Source organism: Pedobacter sp. Hv1, from assembly GCF_001412215.1.
Taxonomy (GTDB): domain Bacteria; phylum Bacteroidota; class Bacteroidia; order Sphingobacteriales; family Sphingobacteriaceae; genus Pedobacter.
The window spans coordinates 293,313-308,963 of record NZ_LLWP01000004.1 but is presented as its reverse complement, the minus strand read 5'-3'; the positions used below and the strand labels follow the sequence as shown (position 1 = coordinate 308,963).

Annotated in this window: 19 protein-coding genes; 11 read left to right on the top strand and 8 right to left on the bottom strand. The window is 35.6% G+C overall.

Annotated features, from left to right (window positions below):
• Positions 1–126: 126 nt before the first annotated feature.
• Both AQF98_RS09115 and AQF98_RS09110 read right to left on the bottom strand, forming a co-directional pair.
• On the bottom strand, positions 127–1,239 hold the full coding sequence (locus AQF98_RS09115; protein WP_152969682.1) for an agmatine/peptidylarginine deiminase: 1,113 nt from the start codon (positions 1,237–1,239) through the stop codon (positions 127–129).
• A gap of 90 nt (positions 1,240–1,329) precedes the next feature.
• Positions 1,330–2,166, bottom strand: coding sequence for a GyrI-like domain-containing protein (locus AQF98_RS09110; protein WP_055131628.1), 837 nt, complete (start codon positions 2,164–2,166; stop codon positions 1,330–1,332).
• 66 nt (positions 2,167–2,232) lie between these two features.
• Between AQF98_RS09110 and AQF98_RS09105 the strand changes: the two genes are divergently transcribed.
• The 3 genes from AQF98_RS09105 (at position 2,233) to AQF98_RS09095 (ending at position 4,549) form a co-directional block, all read left to right on the top strand.
• Positions 2,233–2,805 carry a Crp/Fnr family transcriptional regulator gene (locus tag AQF98_RS09105; RefSeq protein WP_055131627.1) on the top strand — a complete coding sequence of 191 codons (573 nt, stop codon included), beginning with the start codon at positions 2,233–2,235 and terminating at the stop codon, positions 2,803–2,805.
• A 71-nt stretch (positions 2,806–2,876) separates the two neighbouring features.
• Positions 2,877–3,569 (top strand): alpha/beta hydrolase, encoded by a 693-nt coding sequence (locus tag AQF98_RS09100; RefSeq protein WP_055131626.1) that lies wholly within the window; start codon positions 2,877–2,879, stop codon positions 3,567–3,569.
• Between the two features lie 137 nt (positions 3,570–3,706).
• A complete protein-coding gene (locus tag AQF98_RS09095) occupies positions 3,707–4,549 on the top strand; it encodes an NAD(P)-dependent oxidoreductase (protein WP_055131625.1) in 843 nt (280 codons plus the stop codon).
• Here AQF98_RS09095 and AQF98_RS09090 read toward each other — a convergent pair.
• Both AQF98_RS09090 and AQF98_RS09085 read right to left on the bottom strand, forming a co-directional pair.
• Complete coding sequence (locus AQF98_RS09090; protein ID WP_152969681.1) at positions 4,538–4,849, bottom strand: hypothetical protein; 312 nt, start codon at positions 4,847–4,849, stop codon at positions 4,538–4,540. The two genes, AQF98_RS09095 and AQF98_RS09090, sit on opposite strands and share 12 nt — an antisense overlap.
• Positions 4,850–4,896: 47 nt before the next feature.
• Entirely contained in the window at positions 4,897–5,175 is a 279-nt protein-coding gene (locus tag AQF98_RS09085; protein WP_152969680.1) for a hypothetical protein, read from the bottom strand.
• A gap of 142 nt (positions 5,176–5,317) precedes the next feature.
• Here AQF98_RS09085 and AQF98_RS09080 point away from each other — a divergent pair, with 142 nt between their 5' ends.
• From AQF98_RS09080 to AQF98_RS22215, 5 genes are all read left to right on the top strand, one after another.
• Positions 5,318–6,196: an AraC family transcriptional regulator gene (locus tag AQF98_RS09080; RefSeq protein ID WP_055131622.1), complete on the top strand. Its 879-nt coding sequence runs from the start codon at positions 5,318–5,320 to the stop codon at positions 6,194–6,196.
• A gap of 97 nt (positions 6,197–6,293) precedes the next feature.
• The gene (locus AQF98_RS09075; protein WP_055131621.1) at positions 6,294–7,331 is read left to right on the top strand and encodes a bestrophin family protein; all 1,038 of its coding nucleotides are present in this window, start codon (positions 6,294–6,296) and stop codon (positions 7,329–7,331) included.
• Between the two features lie 79 nt (positions 7,332–7,410).
• A complete protein-coding gene (locus AQF98_RS09070; protein ID WP_055131620.1) occupies positions 7,411–7,953 on the top strand; it encodes a GNAT family N-acetyltransferase in 543 nt (180 codons plus the stop codon).
• 151 nt (positions 7,954–8,104) lie between these two features.
• The gene (locus AQF98_RS09065; RefSeq protein WP_055131619.1) at positions 8,105–9,802 is read left to right on the top strand and encodes a S41 family peptidase; all 1,698 of its coding nucleotides are present in this window, start codon (positions 8,105–8,107) and stop codon (positions 9,800–9,802) included.
• Positions 9,803–9,884: 82 nt separating this feature from the next.
• Complete coding sequence (locus AQF98_RS22215) at positions 9,885–10,349, top strand: hypothetical protein (protein ID WP_055131618.1); 465 nt, start codon at positions 9,885–9,887, stop codon at positions 10,347–10,349.
• Positions 10,350–10,351: 2 nt separating this feature from the next.
• On the opposite strand, the gene AQF98_RS09055 is transcribed toward AQF98_RS22215, so the two are convergent.
• Positions 10,352–11,299 (bottom strand): peptidoglycan DD-metalloendopeptidase family protein, encoded by a 948-nt coding sequence (locus AQF98_RS09055; protein WP_082434955.1) that lies wholly within the window; start codon positions 11,297–11,299, stop codon positions 10,352–10,354.
• Between the two features lie 174 nt (positions 11,300–11,473).
• Between AQF98_RS09055 and AQF98_RS09050 the strand changes: the two genes are divergently transcribed.
• The gene (locus AQF98_RS09050; protein ID WP_055131616.1) at positions 11,474–12,379 is read left to right on the top strand and encodes an AraC family transcriptional regulator; all 906 of its coding nucleotides are present in this window, start codon (positions 11,474–11,476) and stop codon (positions 12,377–12,379) included.
• A 90-nt stretch (positions 12,380–12,469) separates the two neighbouring features.
• Complete coding sequence (locus AQF98_RS09045) at positions 12,470–13,309, top strand: oxidoreductase (protein WP_055131615.1); 840 nt, start codon at positions 12,470–12,472, stop codon at positions 13,307–13,309.
• 40 nt (positions 13,310–13,349) lie between these two features.
• On the opposite strand, the gene AQF98_RS09040 is transcribed toward AQF98_RS09045, so the two are convergent.
• From AQF98_RS09040 to AQF98_RS09030, 3 genes are all read right to left on the bottom strand, one after another.
• Positions 13,350–13,661 (bottom strand): hypothetical protein, encoded by a 312-nt coding sequence (locus tag AQF98_RS09040; protein WP_055131614.1) that lies wholly within the window; start codon positions 13,659–13,661, stop codon positions 13,350–13,352.
• A 166-nt stretch (positions 13,662–13,827) separates the two neighbouring features.
• Complete coding sequence (locus AQF98_RS09035; RefSeq protein WP_055131613.1) at positions 13,828–14,007, bottom strand: hypothetical protein; 180 nt, start codon at positions 14,005–14,007, stop codon at positions 13,828–13,830.
• A 182-nt stretch (positions 14,008–14,189) separates the two neighbouring features.
• Positions 14,190–14,585, bottom strand: coding sequence for a hypothetical protein (locus AQF98_RS09030; RefSeq protein WP_055131612.1), 396 nt, complete (start codon positions 14,583–14,585; stop codon positions 14,190–14,192).
• Positions 14,586–14,696: 111 nt separating this feature from the next.
• Between AQF98_RS09030 and AQF98_RS09025 the strand changes: the two genes are divergently transcribed.
• Positions 14,697–15,464, top strand: coding sequence for an MBL fold metallo-hydrolase (locus tag AQF98_RS09025; RefSeq protein ID WP_055131611.1), 768 nt, complete (start codon positions 14,697–14,699; stop codon positions 15,462–15,464).
• The last annotated feature ends 187 nt before the right edge of the window (positions 15,465–15,651 follow it).

The window sequence follows — 15,651 nt, the reverse complement described above, 5'->3', positions numbered from 1 at the left end:
AAAGATAAACTAGTGAAATAAAAGTATTGATAATTATGCTAGTTAAAAAATCGGTTATCTGTAAAAAGTCTCACAGATAACCGAAAGAAAACTCATAAAATGAAGAAACTGAACTACGTTTCTATATTATTTAGGTTGTTGTTGCGTAACACAATGTACCATGCCACCATTAGCAAACAAATTGCGACAATCTATACCAATAACCTGTCTTCCAGGATATAATTTTTGAATGATAGCGTTGGCAACCGTATCATTCGGATCGTTATAATTGGGTACCAATACCACATTATTTGCAATATAATAATTGATATAAGAGGCTTTTCCAACATTTTTACCATAGGTGGTAAATACATCGTTTTTTGTTAAGGGAATTTCAACAAAATTATAACCTTTGCCGTTCTTATTAGCAGCCTTATAGAGTGTAGCCACATCTCTTGTTGGTACTTGCCAATACTCTAAATCCTCTTCTGCCATGGTAACAATGGTAGATGGATTGGCAAATCTTGCAAAACCATCAATATGCATATCAGTAATATCAAGTCCGGCTTTTCCTTCTAGCCAGATAAATTTGGTCACACCCAAGTATTTGGTAAAGATCGCTTCTGCCTGTTGCTGCGTCATACCAGGATTTCTGTTTTCATTTAGAATAGAACTTTTACAAGCCATTAAAGTACCATTGCCATCAATTTCAACACTTCCACCCTCATTGTTCATCACCTTATTGAGGTTTACTACTTGCTTACTTTGCTTTGCAGCTAATTTTGTCGGAATTTGATTACAGTGATCGTAGCCAGCCTTATTTCCCCAACCGTTAAAACCCCAATCTTCAATCAGTACTTGTCCATTTTTGTCTTTTACGTATATCGGACCATTATCACGTACCCATACATCATCAGTAGGACTAATTGTAAAGTCTATACGATCAAATGCAACTTGAGCGTTTTCTAACAATTGGGTTACTCTTGCCTTTTCAAGCTCATTGTATACAATTAAATGCACTTTTTCGCTTTTAACGAGGGCTTTTGTCATGGCTATCCAAGTCTCATCAAGACGATTGCGATAGGTTTTGCCATATTGATATTCATGTGGCCATTGCAGCCAGGTGGCTTCATGTAAAGCAGACTCTTCTGGCATGGTGTATAAGATGTTAGAATCAGTAGTAGGAACAGATTCAATGTTTTCTGCTTCTTTTGAGCAGGATAAAAATATGACGGTTAAAACCAACATTGTAATTTCCATTTTGTACGTTTTTAAATAAGATAAAATTTTCATAGGGCAAAACTACAAGAGCCACAACATAGATTGTTGTCCAAAATTGACAAATTCAATTCAGGCTAAAGGCAACCAAATATAGGTTAACTGCCCTTCTGTAGAACTGGTATTGTCTGGGTGCCTGATATATTTTTCGATAACAGGTGTATGCCCAAATTCAAGGTCGGCCATTAAAATCCAACCCGCATATATTAGACTATAAGTTTCTTCAATCGTTTCATAACTACCGTGATGAGTAAATTGGGCATACCTACCACCTCCTATTGTTTTAGCAGGTAGCTTAAGTGTTTGCGATTGCATTGCAGAACAGGTATCATATCTACAATCAAGACTTTCTCTAAGCAGTGGTTCATCAGCTACAATACCATAAAACTCGTTCCCATTTAACGGAAATACATTTTCCAGAAATTTGTCCCATTGTAATTCAATTTCATCATGTACATATCTAATAAAGGCACTCTTGAAGTAAACCGTTACAGGTGGTACGTATACAATTTCGGGTTTTAAAAGATGGGCTGCTTCAATTGGAAATATTTTAGCTTTTGCCAAGAAAGGAGTTTTTTGACTTTTAGCAGCTTTAGGTGCCATACCAAAATGTTGTTTAAATGCTTTTGAAAATGAAGCCAAATTTGCAAAACCAACTTTCAGTGCAATAAAAGAAATGCTGTTGTGGGTATACAGGATCATTTTATAAGCATTCTCTACCCTCAGTCGTTTCTGATAGGCACCAATAGTTTCACCGCAGGTATACCTAAAAATCCGTTGAATGTTTCTATACGAGTAATTGGATACTTCTTCTAGCTCCTTGATAGAAATTGCTTGGTCATAGTTTTTTTCAATAAAACTCAATGTATGGTAAACACAATCAAGATTGGTAGAAGTATCCTTTTTCATCTTAATACCAATTTACTAAATTGTTTAAAATATACCTATCTTAATATCTAAATAAAGCCGATTAAGATGACAGAAAATTTCAATAAATATGGCGCTTCATTTTTTGTTGACGAAGCTCATTTTGAAGAACTATTCTTATTACTAAAAAGCGTGACATTGAAAAAAAATAATTTTTTCTTAAAAAGTGGAGAGAAATGTAAGTACCTGGGCTTTGTAGAAAGTGGCACAATGAGAAGTTACTACATTAACGAAAATGGAATTGAAAAGAACTTTGATTTCTATTTTGACCGTAATTTTTTTACAGACTATGAAAGTATTTTGTGTAATACAAAATCCAATCTCAATATCCAAGCGCTTGAAGAAACCAAAATTCTACTTTTAAATAAAGAAGACCTGCAAAAACTCTATCTTAAAGAAGCGTATTGGCAAGAATTTGGTCGGGTAATGGCCGAAAGGATATTCCTTAATGCAAAAAAAAGAATTGAGGATCTACTCTATTATTCGCCTGAAAGACGGTACACCAATTTATTAAAAGAGGCGCCATTGGTATTTGAAAAAATACCACAAAAACTTATTGCAAGCTATCTCGGAATTACGCCACAATCACTGAGCAGAATTCGTAACAGAATAACTCATTAATTAACTTAAGTGAACGTTTTTTAGATTCACAGCTGATAAATTTGTGATATAAAAATCTAAAAACATCAACTATGGAAACAAAAGATTTAACCATTATCTTGGTTCATGGTGCCTGGGGCGATGGCTCACATTGGCAGCATATTATCCCATCACTTGTAAAGGAAGGATACAAAGTACGTTCTGTACAAAACCCATTAACCTCTCTTCAGGATGACGTTAACAAAACGAAAGATCTGATTGACGCTCAAGAAGGAAAAGTGCTTCTAGTAGGCCATTCTTATGGTGGAGCAGTAATTACCGGAGCCGGAAATCACGAAAAGGTAGTGGGGCTGGTATATATTGCAGCTTTTGCTCCGGATGAAGGAGATAGCCTTGGTAGTATTTTTGCTCGTAGGGAAGCACCATCTGGTGGAGCTAGTATTTATCCCGATGCAAAAGGGTTCTTATGGATCAAATACGATGATTTTCACCAATCATTCTGTCAAGATTTAACTGAAAAAGAGGCCTTGGTCATGTCCTTATCCCAAAAACCTATTTACAACGGTTGTTTTGGAGATGAAATGGGAACACCAGCATGGAAAACAAAACCAAGTTGGTACCAGGTTTCCAATCAAGATCGGATGATCCCTGCTGCAACTGAGCAAGAGATGGCAGAACATATCAATGCAAAAAAAATCATTCATTTAGAGGCCAGCCATGCTTCATTAGCTTCTCATGCTACAGAAGTAACAGCATTAATTGTAGAAGCTGCTCAAACAGTATAAACTGCTAAAGTTAGCGTATTCGCATAATCTAGTGTTTGTGATTAAAAGAATAATTAAAAAGGAGGTTGTCTTTATTACAGCCTCTTTTTTAATTTCTGGCACTATTGATACTTTATCCTTATTTTTGAAAACAAAGCATGAGAATTTTAGTTACAGGATCATCCGGACAGTTAGGCTCAGTAACCGTTAACCATCTAAAAGCTTTTGGACATGAGGTAATCGGAATAGATATCGTTCCACACCCATCAACTACTTATTTGATGGATATCCAAAATGCTCAAGAAATGGAAAATATCACCATGGGGATAGATGCCATTGTACATACAGCAGCTTTACATGGCAAACATTACGATTTGAATTATACTAGAACAGCATTTGTAGAGGTAAACATTAAAGGCACGCTTAACCTACTTAATGCAGCTGTTATAAACGGAGTAAAGAAGTTTTTGTACATGAGTACTACTTCTATTTACGGTACTGCAATGACAGATGAAACACAAGCCGTTTGGGTAGATGAAACCTTAACAGAAGAACCTAGAGACATTTACGATATTACCAAGCAATGTTGCGAACAGCTCTGTAAAGACTTTTTTGCTAAAGAGAAACTAGAAGCAACTGTTTTTAGGGTAGCCCGATTTTTACCTGAAACAGCCAATATGGCTATTAACCATCGTTTGTACCGAGGGCTCGATGAGAGAGATGGAGCCGAAGCAATAAGATTGGCACTAGACCATCATTTTAAACAATTTGAAGTCTTTAATATCTCCAGTGGCTCTCCATTCAATAAAGAAGACTTAAGCATTCTTAAACATGCTCCTTTAGCAGCAATTGAAAAATACCATCCTGAGGCGATAGCCATTTACCAACAAAAAGGTTGGGTATTTCCAGCAAGCATTGATCGGGTTTATGTATCGGCCAAAGCCAAAGCTATTTTTGGCTATACTCCTAAATATACATTTGATTTTCTTTTAGGGCAATAACACTGATGGTTTGTTCATCACTTTCCAAAAGAAACCCCCACCCAATAAGTACATCAGTACATCTACAGAATCGCTCACGTATCTTTCCATAAAGTATGGCAACAGTACCTCAAAAATAATACTACACATCATGATGATAAAAATAAGCTGCCAATATACCAACACAAAATTTTGTTGCGATAACAACCAACGCATTAACCATAAGCTTAGTGTAGCTATTACTGGAACGGCCAATAGGTCGCTCAGGTAAAACTGGATCAGGTTTGGAAATATATACCCTAGCCTATTGGCTACATACAATAATAAGTATATTGAAAAAAAGGACCAGAACCATTTGGCGGTATGCATTAACCAGCTACCAAAACTACCACGGCAATGATACTTAAGATAATGCCAATAAAAAGTGTTGCGGCGTAGTTACTGATTTTACGCACAATAGGATTCTGTTTGGCAATCTTAGCCTGCTCTACAGCTTCCTGCGCTTCTTTTTTAGCTGCTAATTTATTCAACTTGTTGATCTTTTCTTCTTCTAACAAGGCGTTGCAATTAATGCAACGATCGTGTAATTGCCCTTGCCATACTGTCCATTCTTTGCAATGAGGACATTTTAATTCTTGTTTTGCCATACCATTTGATGTTAACCTATCCATTCAAAGGCAAAGATCGTTAAGAATGTGAGGCAATAAAAGGGTGATAAAACGGCAAAAATGGTCGAAATCACTGATTTTAGAAGATAATTAGCTAATTTTATGGTAAAAATAGAACATTTTGAAAGCTACCATTCCAGAATTTAGTATTTTAGAAATCGTTAAACCCATATCTACTGGTAAAAAAGCGATAGATTATTACGTAGCTTTTTGCTCTGCGCCTATGCAACTGAGTAAGTTTCCACAACGTGGTGCTTATTATGGCATTGCAATATGCACACAAGGCAGTGCTACCCTTTTGGCCAACTTAGAGCAATATCAATTAACACCAGGTACCTTAATTGTAATGGGGCCAGAAACAATACGCAGCTGGCCTACACAAACAGCTGACTATGTTGAAGAGATTTTGTTCTTTACCGAACCTTTCTTTCTAGCAATCACAAAGAATCCGAACAGTCTCCATCAATTTACTTTTTTAGACAACAACAGCCCTAAAACTATCCTGTTAAGCACAGATCAATGTGATATCATTAGCAAACTCTTGAAAGACATTAAACAAACCATTGCCCAAGAGAGCCCCCGTGAGCCTGAACTGGTTGGCAGTTATATCAATATTGTACTGAACCAAGTGGCAGATCTATATGAACTGCATTACCCTGATGGATTGTTGAATAATACCAATATCCAGCGCAATATGGTATTACAGTTTAAAAAATTGCTATTGGCCAATTACTTGCAGCTCCATACTGTAAATGCCTATGCAGCACTTTTAAATGTAACAGCCAAACACCTGAGCCAGACCATTAAGGCAAATACGGGCAAAACAGTGAGTGTGTGGATTCAAGAGATATTGATTTTAGAAGCCAAGGTAAGGCTGAAACAGACCAACCTGAGTATTAACCAAATTGCTGATGTTTTGAACTTTAGCGACGCTTCTTTATTTGGCAAATATTTTAAGCGTTACGCTGGTTGTTCGCCAGCAGCTTACCGTAAAAACTAAAATGTAGATGATTTAGGGATGCTACTTAATAAAATGATATTTATTAATTATTTTTCTATTACCTTAATCATTGAAAAACATTTAAACTACTTGTGACATGTACATCAATAAAAATTTCAACTTTAAAGGCCTCATGGAATTTGCAGGCCGACACCTGATCTGGCTTGGCTTATGGTCTTTTATCGTTGTTTTTATCTATAAAATACTGGGCATTAGATGGGTGGCCATTCCACTTTCTGCAGTAGTAATTGTAGGTACTACTGTAGCATTTTACATTGGCTTTAAAAATAACCAAGCTTACGATCGACTTTGGGAAGCCCGAAAAATTTGGGGATCTATTGTAAACGGAAGCCGTTCTTTTGCCACTAACATTAGGGCATATGTGAGCAATAAGTTTCGTGCGGATGCTTTACCACAACAAGAATTAGACGCCATTGTAAAAAAGATCATTTACCGTCACATTGCATGGATATATACCTTAAGAAGCCAGTTGCTTGCCCCCACCGCATGGGAACATATCAGTCAGAGTGTTCACATTGCAAGACTTACCAAAAGAAGAATCCAGAATAGTGGCCTCGGTCTTTTAGAAGATGATGATGCAGATCATCAATTGACTAAGCATCTAGAAGCAGCTGAGTATCAATCGTTGGTTAAATACAGCAATATGGCCACCCAGTTGATCGATATTCAATCGCAACAACTCAAACAACTAAGAGATGAAGATCTAATTGACGACTTTCGGCACGTTGAACTCCAAAAAATACTGAACGATTTTTATGAACAACAAGGCAAAACAGAACGGATCAAGAAATTTCCATTGCCCCGTCAGTATGGTGGTGCCAGTTTGTTGTTCGTTTCTATTTTTATTTTTCTTTTGCCATTTGGTTTGGTAGCAGATTTTGATAAACTAGGGCCATACGCTTCTTGGTTGGCCATACCTGTGATTACTTTAATTGGTTGGCTTTTCTTGGTTATGGAGCTCGTTGGCGATTATTCCGAGAACCCTTTTGAAGGTCTGCCCAATGACATTCCGATGTTATCTATTTGCCGCACCATAGAAATAGACCTTAAAGAAATGATTGGCGATACTGATATTCCACATCCAGTAACTGCAAAAAAAGGAGTATTGATGTAGAATGTTGTATTAAAAATTAGTAAAGCGATATTTTTGAATAACAATTGACGTTTTATATACTCCTATATTTTGAATCATTATGCCGATCACCATACGTCCAGCAACTTTTGAAGATATTCCACAATTGCAACAATTAATTACCATCTCTGTTCGTGGTTTGAGCAAAGGTTATTATACTCCTGCCCAAATTGAAAGTTCTATTCAACACATTTTTGGAATAGATACACAATTGGTAAAAGATGGCACCTATTATGTTGCCCAATCAGACGAGACAATTGTAGCTTGTGGAGGCTGGAGCAAACGCAATACTTTGTATGGTGGCGATCAGTATAAAGAAATTGAAGATCCACTATTAGATCCAGAAACAGATGCCGCCAGGATCAGGGCTTTTTTTGTACATGCAGATTGGGCCAGACAAGGCATAGGTAAAAAATTGATTGATGTTTGCGAAAAAGCAGCATTAGCACATGGTTTTACAAGTTTAGAGCTAGGTGCTACTTTACCCGGTGTACCACTTTACGATGCGCTAGGTTACAAGGCCTTGGTACGAATTGATGAAGTACTACCTGATGGCGAATTATTAGGTTTAGTTAAAATGAGAAAAGAACTGATAATAAGTTAAACACTATCTTTTCATCCCTCCTTATTACCAGTCAATTAGCTAAAATTTTATTTATTTTTTGAAATATGATTTGATATACGAAATTATTCGTACAATTGCATTCAACAAACTACGAATCAATTCGTAATACGATACCAAATTATTGATCAAAATGAAAAAACTATTCAAGACCTTTTTGTATGGTACATTGTTATTGATGGTTACCAACACTTTTGCGCAAAGAACAATTGGCGATAAATATGCAGACAGCGTACAAAGGATTAGAAATAATGTAAGAAAAATATGGATAGATCAGAAAAAACCTACACCAACTGAATTAGAAAAGAGCATTGAGCAATTAAAAAGCGCCCTCACCTACTTAGATCAAACAGAAGTTAAAGATGTTGCACAAGGAAGCTCCTATTTATACAACAGGAAAAGTGACGTTTATTCTAGTCTTTTAGAAATGTATACCCTTAACAAACAATATGATAAAGCCATTGATGCTTTTGAAAAAGCCTATGAAAATGCAAAATGGGATCGTTCGGGTATAGAAAAAGACACTATCTATAAAGAATTAGTTAAACTGCCTAAGTTTATTACTTTAACAGAAAAATATAAAGCTCGGGCAGCTTTATGGAAAGGCGATATTTTTAAAACACCTTATAAACCCAATCTTTCTGACGAAGAAAAAGTAGCTGGCCTATCTCAATTATGGGCGCAAGCTAAGTACAATTTTGTTTACCTAGATCGATTAACTACAGATTGGAACAAAACCTATTTAGCTTATCTTCCTTTAGTTAAAGCTACAAAAAGCACTAAAGAGTATTATAGGGTACTTCAGCAATTTTATGCGCAACTACATGATGGACATACTGATGTTTTCCCTCCTGCTGAACTAGTTAGGGAATTTTATGCCAAACCACCAGTTAGAACCGAATTGATAGAGGGACGTGTATTCATCACTTCGGTAAGTAGCGATAGTTTGCAACAAAATGGAATTGTACCGGGTTTAGAAATTTTAAAGATTGATGGAGAACCCGTAATGAGCTATGCAGACAAATATATAAAGCCTTATCTCAACAGCTCAACACTACAAGATTTAATTGCTCGCCAATTCTCTACTTATCTATTACGAGGCGATGAGTTTACACCAATCAGTTTAGAACTTAAAGACAAAAAGGGCAAGGTTTGGACTACTACGCTCAATCGAAGTGGTTACAAAAACCTTAAAAAAGTACCTGCAATGGAATTTAAAACCATTGGTGATATTGGCTATTTAACGATCAATAGTTTTAATGATGAAAGTATATTAAAAAAATACGACTCCTTATTTACAACAATTGCCAATACTAAAAGCCTAATTATTGATGTAAGGGACAATGGTGGTGGCGAAGGAGCTTATGGCGAATACATTTTAAGAACCTTAGCCAATCAGACTTTTAACTTAGCAAAGGGAAGCACCATACGCTATGAAGGACAACCTGTACCTGGAACAAATTGGGTAACCAGAAGCATGGGCAGCACAGCTCCAAACAAAAAAAATCATTACGATAAACCTATTGTGTTATTAATTGGTCCGAATACCTATTCTGCTGCAGAAGATTTTACAATGCAATTTGATGCCATGCAACGAGGAAAACTGATTGGTTTACCTACCGGAGGCAGTACAGGGCAGCCTTTTAGTTTCGATTTACCAGGTGGTGGCTCTGCTAGGGTTTGCGCTAAAAAAGATACTTACCCAGATGGGAAGGAATTTGTGGGTATTGGCATCATCCCAGCTATTACAGTAACACCCACCATCAAAGGCTTATTTGAAGGAAAAGATGAAACATTAATGAGAGCACTCGAATTTCTAAGCCAAAAATAACAAGCTCCATCAAAAATCAATATCAAATTAACCTTTGATCATTTTATCTTTTGCATAAATAGGTTTATGCGTATCTTTGAATATGCAGGATATAGAAACTTGGACCTCAGCCCAATTGGCTGTTTTAGCAACAAAAACTCAATTATTGACCACAAAAGAAGCAAAAACTTATCATGTTGATTTTATTGGCAATGCAATTCGTAAAGTACCAAGCAAAATTACGGAAGAGGTTGACTTAGCACACTTCCAATCTAAATTGGAAGCCCTATTAACCTTATTTCCTGTTAAAAACGAAAACAACAAGTTTATTGATAAAGCCTATCTTAAAGCAGTAAATGAATTGAAGATCGAACTGCAGAAAAAACACAACCTGGTAAGTGAAGGTTACTTTATTGCCATTTTTCTACCATTAGGTGTGGCCATAGGTTTGCCTTTTGGTCTACTCTTCAAAAACATTGCTTTAGGTTTACCAATTGGACTGGGCATTGGTTTAGCCATTGGGGCTTCTTTAGACCAGAAGGCAAAAAAAGAAGGCCGAGTTATCTAACGCTATTTTTTGACTAATGCCTTTAACTCTTTCTTAGTCAATTCTTTTTGAACAATAGCTGGTGCAATAACTGAAGTATATACTTGATTCGATTCTAAAACCATACTTGAATTTTCTCCTGTGAGAAATTTACCAGTGATGTAACCATATAAACTCTTATCACGTTGCTTGGTTTTGTCTTTTGCACTTTCAAAATCGGCAGATTTTAAATAACTCAACACTAATGTAATACTAGGTTCTGCATTTTCGCTAGCTTTTGAACTCATACCTAAACTTGCACCCGGAAACACCACATCTCCTACTTTAACAGTAGTACTCCCCTTTTTAAAACCATTGTATTCTGCCAAAGTACCATCCGCATGTTCAATCATAATAAAATTCTGATTGGAAGTAAATGCCACTCCTTCCCTTGAATCAGTATCGTAAATGTCTTTTAGCTCAACAACTATTCCTTTTCTAACTGCTGTAACTGTATCTGCTGCATCTGTAGAAAAACGATAGATTTTCCAGCTATTTGGCGTTGTACTACCAAGATACTTAGCCTTTCCATCTGTTAATTCTAGCGCCTTTACCTTCGTTCCATTTTGATAAGGCAGGAGATAAACAAATTCAGGATCATATTTTGGATTGAGCTTACCTCTGATATAAGAAAAAGTAAAATTAGAATAACGGATGTCCTGATTTTTATTTTCAGGTCTCATCGTGTAAACATTACCAGCATAGCCAGTTATGGTTGCAATCTCTCTTTCTTTTGACAGAGAGTTAGTTAAATTGGTAAAATTCAGTACGACAAGAAAAGTACCTGGATCTGTTTTTGTTGCAATATAATCAATGCTTCTATTGGTATTCGTTTCGACTTTAATTGATATATGTGGTACTTGTGCTTTTACTGCGGACACTGCAAAACAAGCAATTAAGCATATAATGACTGATCGAAGTATATTTTTCATAGCGCGTAGTTGGTTTAACTTAAAGGTAAGTTACAAGATAAATTTCAACTTAAGAAAAGTATGAAATAAATTCACACTCACCATAAAACTGTTTGAATTTTGCAATTCAATGTTTCAATTTTGCAAGCTGCTTGTTTAAATAAGTATTAACTTTAATCTTTATTTAAACGAGATATGTCGAACATAGAAAGTCTTGAAGATTTTTATCAGAAAAAATTCAATTACCTACCAGTTGGTCTGCAACAAGAAATAGGTCATTTTAATGTTTTTAGATTAGAAGATTGTGTGGGTCCAAATGCCAAACCCGTAAAATACAGTCGAAAAGATTTTTACAAAGTAAGTTTGGTTCGTACAAAAGGCATTTACCATTACGCAGATAAAAGCGTTGCTATTGAAGGAACAACGTTGATATTTTTCAATCCGCAGGTACCTTATATCTGGGAATCCTTAAGCGAGAACCAAACTGGCTATTTCTGCATTTTCTCTAAATCATTTTTCACAGAAAAAATCAGAGGCGGATTGAATGATCTACCTATGTATAAGTTTGATGGCAAACCAGCATACGAGCTTAACCAAGAACAAGAACAACAAGCAAGCGAGGTATTTGAAAAAATGTTGAGCGAAATAGAATCAGATTATGCTTTTAAATACGATCTGTTAAGAAACTATGTGATGGAACTGACACATTTTGCCTTAAAATCGCAACCCTCAACCAATCTTTATCAGCATACTGACGCGAAATCAAGAATCACTGCTGTATTTACCGAGTTACTAGAGAGACAGTTCCCAATAGAAACCCCTTCTCAGCGTTTTACCATGCGTTCTGCAAAAGATTTTGCTACGCAATTGGCTATGCATGTGAACCACTTAAACAGAGCCATTAAAGAAACTACAGGCAAAACAACTACTGATGTAATTGCAGAGCGTTTAATTATAGAAGCCAAAACTTTATTGAGACATACCGATTGGAATATTGCCGAAATTGGATATTGCCTAGGCTTTGAAGAACCTGCCCATTTTAATAATTTTTTCAAAAAACAAACACAGTTCACACCAAGCAAGTTCAGAATAGCTTCTTAAAAAGTGTTTGAATTTTGTAATTAATAACTTGAATATTGCAAACTCTGCTGTAGTTTTTGCTATAATTTTGGATCCATAAAAAATCAAATTATGGAAAATCAAAAAGTATGGTTCATTACAGGAGCCTCCAAAGGACTAGGTTTATCACTAGTTAAACAATTACTGAGCAAAGGCGATAAAGTTGCCGCCACTTCAAGAAATGCAGCAGATTTAAACAAAATTATTGCAAACCATCCAAATTTTTTGGCACTTACTGTCGACATCAATAATGAAGAAGACGTTAAAGCCGCCATTGCCAAAAGTATGGAGCAATTTGGAAGGTTAGATGTAATCGTAAACAATGCAGGCTATGGATTATTGGGCAGTCTCGAAGAACTTAGTGAAGAAGAAGCAAGGAAAAATTTCAACATCAATGTATTTGGTTCTTTAAATGTAATCAGAAACGTAATGCCACATTTAAGAGCACAACAAAGTGGTTATATCTTTAATATTTCTTCTATTGGTGGCTTTAGTGGCAATTTTCCGGGTTGGGGCATTTATTGTGCTACTAAATTTGCGGTACAAGGTTTTAGCGAATCGTTGGCCGAAGAAGTAAAACCATTTGGAATTAATGTAACCATCGTTTCTCCTGGCTATTTTAGAACAAGTTTCTTAGAGAAAGATTCTATCAATGTACCAAAGAACCAATTAGATGTTTATCAATCTGTTCGAGCTTCTCAAACAGCACATCAACAACAGATCAATGGTAACCAAGCTGGAGATCCAGAAAAAGCAGTTGCAGCCATTATTGAAATGTCTAGTGTCGAAAATCCACCTTTACATTTATTTTTAGGTGAAGATGCCTACAACAGAGCTTATGTTAAAATGGACGCAGTAAAAACGGATTTAGAGAAATGGAAAAAAATGACGATTGCTACAGGCTTTAACTAATCAATTGCCAAAACTTATTGCTCTAAATGATTTAGAACAATTATTTAATGATACTTAAGGATGAGCCTATAAAAGTTAAGGTTTCAAACTTATGACTATCATTTAGCCCACTCTCATCTCTCTCTTTTTGAAACTGCAAAAAGGAAGGAACATGCAATACTTGATGTTGTACATCTTCATCATCGTACATAGAAATATGTAAGAATGTTAGGCCATCTTCTTGTAAATAAACATTATAAAGAAAATTTGCACTCACTAATTTTTTAAAGTCGTTTAAGAATATGCTAATGTTCTGTTTGTTTTTTTCAACAAACTCTGGCTTTACGGTATAGCTTACTTTTACTGAAATCATCTTTAAGGCTATTTAATCTTTCTTGGTGTTAAAAGTACAAAATTTTGTTCATCTCACTCTATTTACTTCAATACAAAAGACCAATTGTTTAGACAAGATCAAAATGGTCTATCAACAAAAAGACCCTACAAAAGCAGGGTCTTTTTTAATGATTAAGCTCAAAAGCTTATTTAGCCGAGTTTTTTTTATCAGTTACCTCAGTACGGATTTCTTGAGCTAAACCTTTAAGGTCTTGCATTGCTTTACGTACTCTAGTACCTGCTGCTGCGTTACCACCATTATAAAATTTTTCAGCATCTGCCTCAATTGCAGCGATTACTTCTTTAACTTTTGAGAATTTTTCCATTTTTCTAGTTTTAATTTGATTTCAAATATATCATTTATACCTAATAAACAAATGAATTTAAAATATTTATAATTGCTTTTATTGGTGCGTTAAGCCACTTTTTCGACAAAAATACCTGAATGGCAATTTGTTAGCTCTTGATATCAACTTTTAAAAAAAATTAACAAAAGTGCCTTGAAAAGCTATTTAACCATGGTTAACAAGCAAATACTGTCTTTAATAGCCTTTGCGTTAAACGATAATTGTTGGTGTAAAGTTAGTAATTCGCCATTTTTTAGTTCAATTTCATTACCCAAGCTTTCAAAAAATAAATGACCATCAATAAGCTGTAAACTCATGGTAGCTTCATTTTCTTCACTACCAGGATGTATATTTTCTCCAGCTTTAAGCGCAATTAAAGTAATGGTTATCTTTTCTGATTTGAAAACAGTGATTGCATTCTTTCCATTTCTATGGTAAGCATCTTCATTTCTAATCTGATCAATATATTTTGGAATAGCTATGGGAATAATCCCTGCATCGAGAGGCCTTGCCCCTTCAGGTCTTTGCGGTGTAGCATGGTTATATTTTTCTTCCATTATATTTCATTTAAGGTAAAACAGCAATTGGTTAAAGTTGTTTCGGCATTTGTAAATGTTTATAAAATTGCAGATTTTAAATCGATTATTTCGTTTTCTTTGTAGCTTCTTATGGCATTATTCATCAGCTCTTTAAATACAGGTAGTAACGGCAATTGTTTTTATATAGGCAATGCCGATGAAGCAATATTGGTAGATGTTGGTCTGAGTTGTAAGGAAACTGAAATTAGGATGCAAAGGCTATCATTGCAGATGGACAAGGTTAAAGCTATTTTCATCTCTCATGAGCATAGCGACCATATTAGAGGCGTACCAGTATTAGCCAAGAAATACCAATTACCTGTTTACATTACCCACAATACTCTTTTAGGTGGCAAACAAAGGTTGCAAGAACATTTGATCCAATCATTTGCTGCTTATACTCCTATTCAATTTGGTGGCTTACAGGTTACGGCCTTTCCGAAAAAACATGATGCAGCAGAACCTCATAGTTTTACCGTTAGTTGCAATGGCATAACCGTTGGTGTGTTTACAGACATTGGTTCGCATTGCGACCATGTAATCAACAACTTTAAAAACTGTCATGCTGCATTTTTAGAAGCCAATTATGATGAAGAGATGTTAGATAAGGGTAGATATCCCTATTATTTAAAGAATCGGATCCGTGGCGGAAATGGTCATTTATCTAACCAACAGGCTTTAGATTTATTTTTAGCGCATAAACCTGAATACATGAGCCATCTTTTGCTTTCGCATTTAAGTAAAGACAACAACGATCCTAATTTAGTTTATGAGTTGTTTCAGCAACATGCAGGCAATACAGAGATTATTGTTGCCTCTAGGTATGAAGAAACTGCCGTTTACCATATCGGAGCTTAAGTTATACAACATATTTTTGTCCTATTAACTACTAAACTCCTAGAGTTATCATACTAGGCTTAGCTGACCACATAGAAACATAGAACACATAGGTGATATTAGCTCCAAAAGCTGTCATGCTGAGCTTAGTTCATACTGAGTTTACCGAAGTATCGAAGCATCCCGAATAAAAAGATTCTTCTTACGT

Excerpts from the sequence above, each read along its gene's own strand:
- AQF98_RS09095 (WP_055131625.1), top strand. The coding sequence starts at position 3,707 with ATGAGAATTTTAGTTACAGGATCATCCGGACAGTTAGGCTCAGTAACC.
- AQF98_RS09045 (WP_055131615.1), top strand. The coding sequence starts at position 12,470 with ATGGAAAATCAAAAAGTATGGTTCATTACAGGAGCCTCCAAAGGACTA.
- AQF98_RS09040 (WP_055131614.1), bottom strand. The coding sequence starts at position 13,661 with ATGATTTCAGTAAAAGTAAGCTATACCGTAAAGCCAGAGTTTGTTGAA.
- AQF98_RS09075 (WP_055131621.1), top strand. The coding sequence starts at position 6,294 with ATGTACATCAATAAAAATTTCAACTTTAAAGGCCTCATGGAATTTGCA.
- AQF98_RS09115 (WP_152969682.1), bottom strand. The coding sequence starts at position 1,239 with ATGGAAATTACAATGTTGGTTTTAACCGTCATATTTTTATCCTGCTCA.
- AQF98_RS09100 (WP_055131626.1), top strand. The coding sequence starts at position 2,877 with ATGGAAACAAAAGATTTAACCATTATCTTGGTTCATGGTGCCTGGGGC.
- AQF98_RS09110 (WP_055131628.1), bottom strand. The coding sequence starts at position 2,166 with ATGAAAAAGGATACTTCTACCAATCTTGATTGTGTTTACCATACATTG.
- AQF98_RS09070 (WP_055131620.1), top strand. The coding sequence starts at position 7,411 with ATGCCGATCACCATACGTCCAGCAACTTTTGAAGATATTCCACAATTG.
- AQF98_RS09035 (WP_055131613.1), bottom strand. The coding sequence starts at position 14,007 with ATGGAAAAATTCTCAAAAGTTAAAGAAGTAATCGCTGCAATTGAGGCA.
- AQF98_RS22215 (WP_055131618.1), top strand. The coding sequence starts at position 9,885 with ATGCAGGATATAGAAACTTGGACCTCAGCCCAATTGGCTGTTTTAGCA.
- AQF98_RS09025 (WP_055131611.1), top strand. The coding sequence starts at position 14,697 with ATGGCATTATTCATCAGCTCTTTAAATACAGGTAGTAACGGCAATTGT.
- AQF98_RS09105 (WP_055131627.1), top strand. The coding sequence starts at position 2,233 with ATGACAGAAAATTTCAATAAATATGGCGCTTCATTTTTTGTTGACGAA.
- AQF98_RS09050 (WP_055131616.1), top strand. The coding sequence starts at position 11,474 with ATGTCGAACATAGAAAGTCTTGAAGATTTTTATCAGAAAAAATTCAAT.
- AQF98_RS09030 (WP_055131612.1), bottom strand. The coding sequence starts at position 14,585 with ATGGAAGAAAAATATAACCATGCTACACCGCAAAGACCTGAAGGGGCA.
- AQF98_RS09065 (WP_055131619.1), top strand. The coding sequence starts at position 8,105 with ATGAAAAAACTATTCAAGACCTTTTTGTATGGTACATTGTTATTGATG.
- AQF98_RS09085 (WP_152969680.1), bottom strand. The coding sequence starts at position 5,175 with ATGGCAAAACAAGAATTAAAATGTCCTCATTGCAAAGAATGGACAGTA.
- AQF98_RS09055 (WP_082434955.1), bottom strand. The coding sequence starts at position 11,299 with ATGAAAAATATACTTCGATCAGTCATTATATGCTTAATTGCTTGTTTT.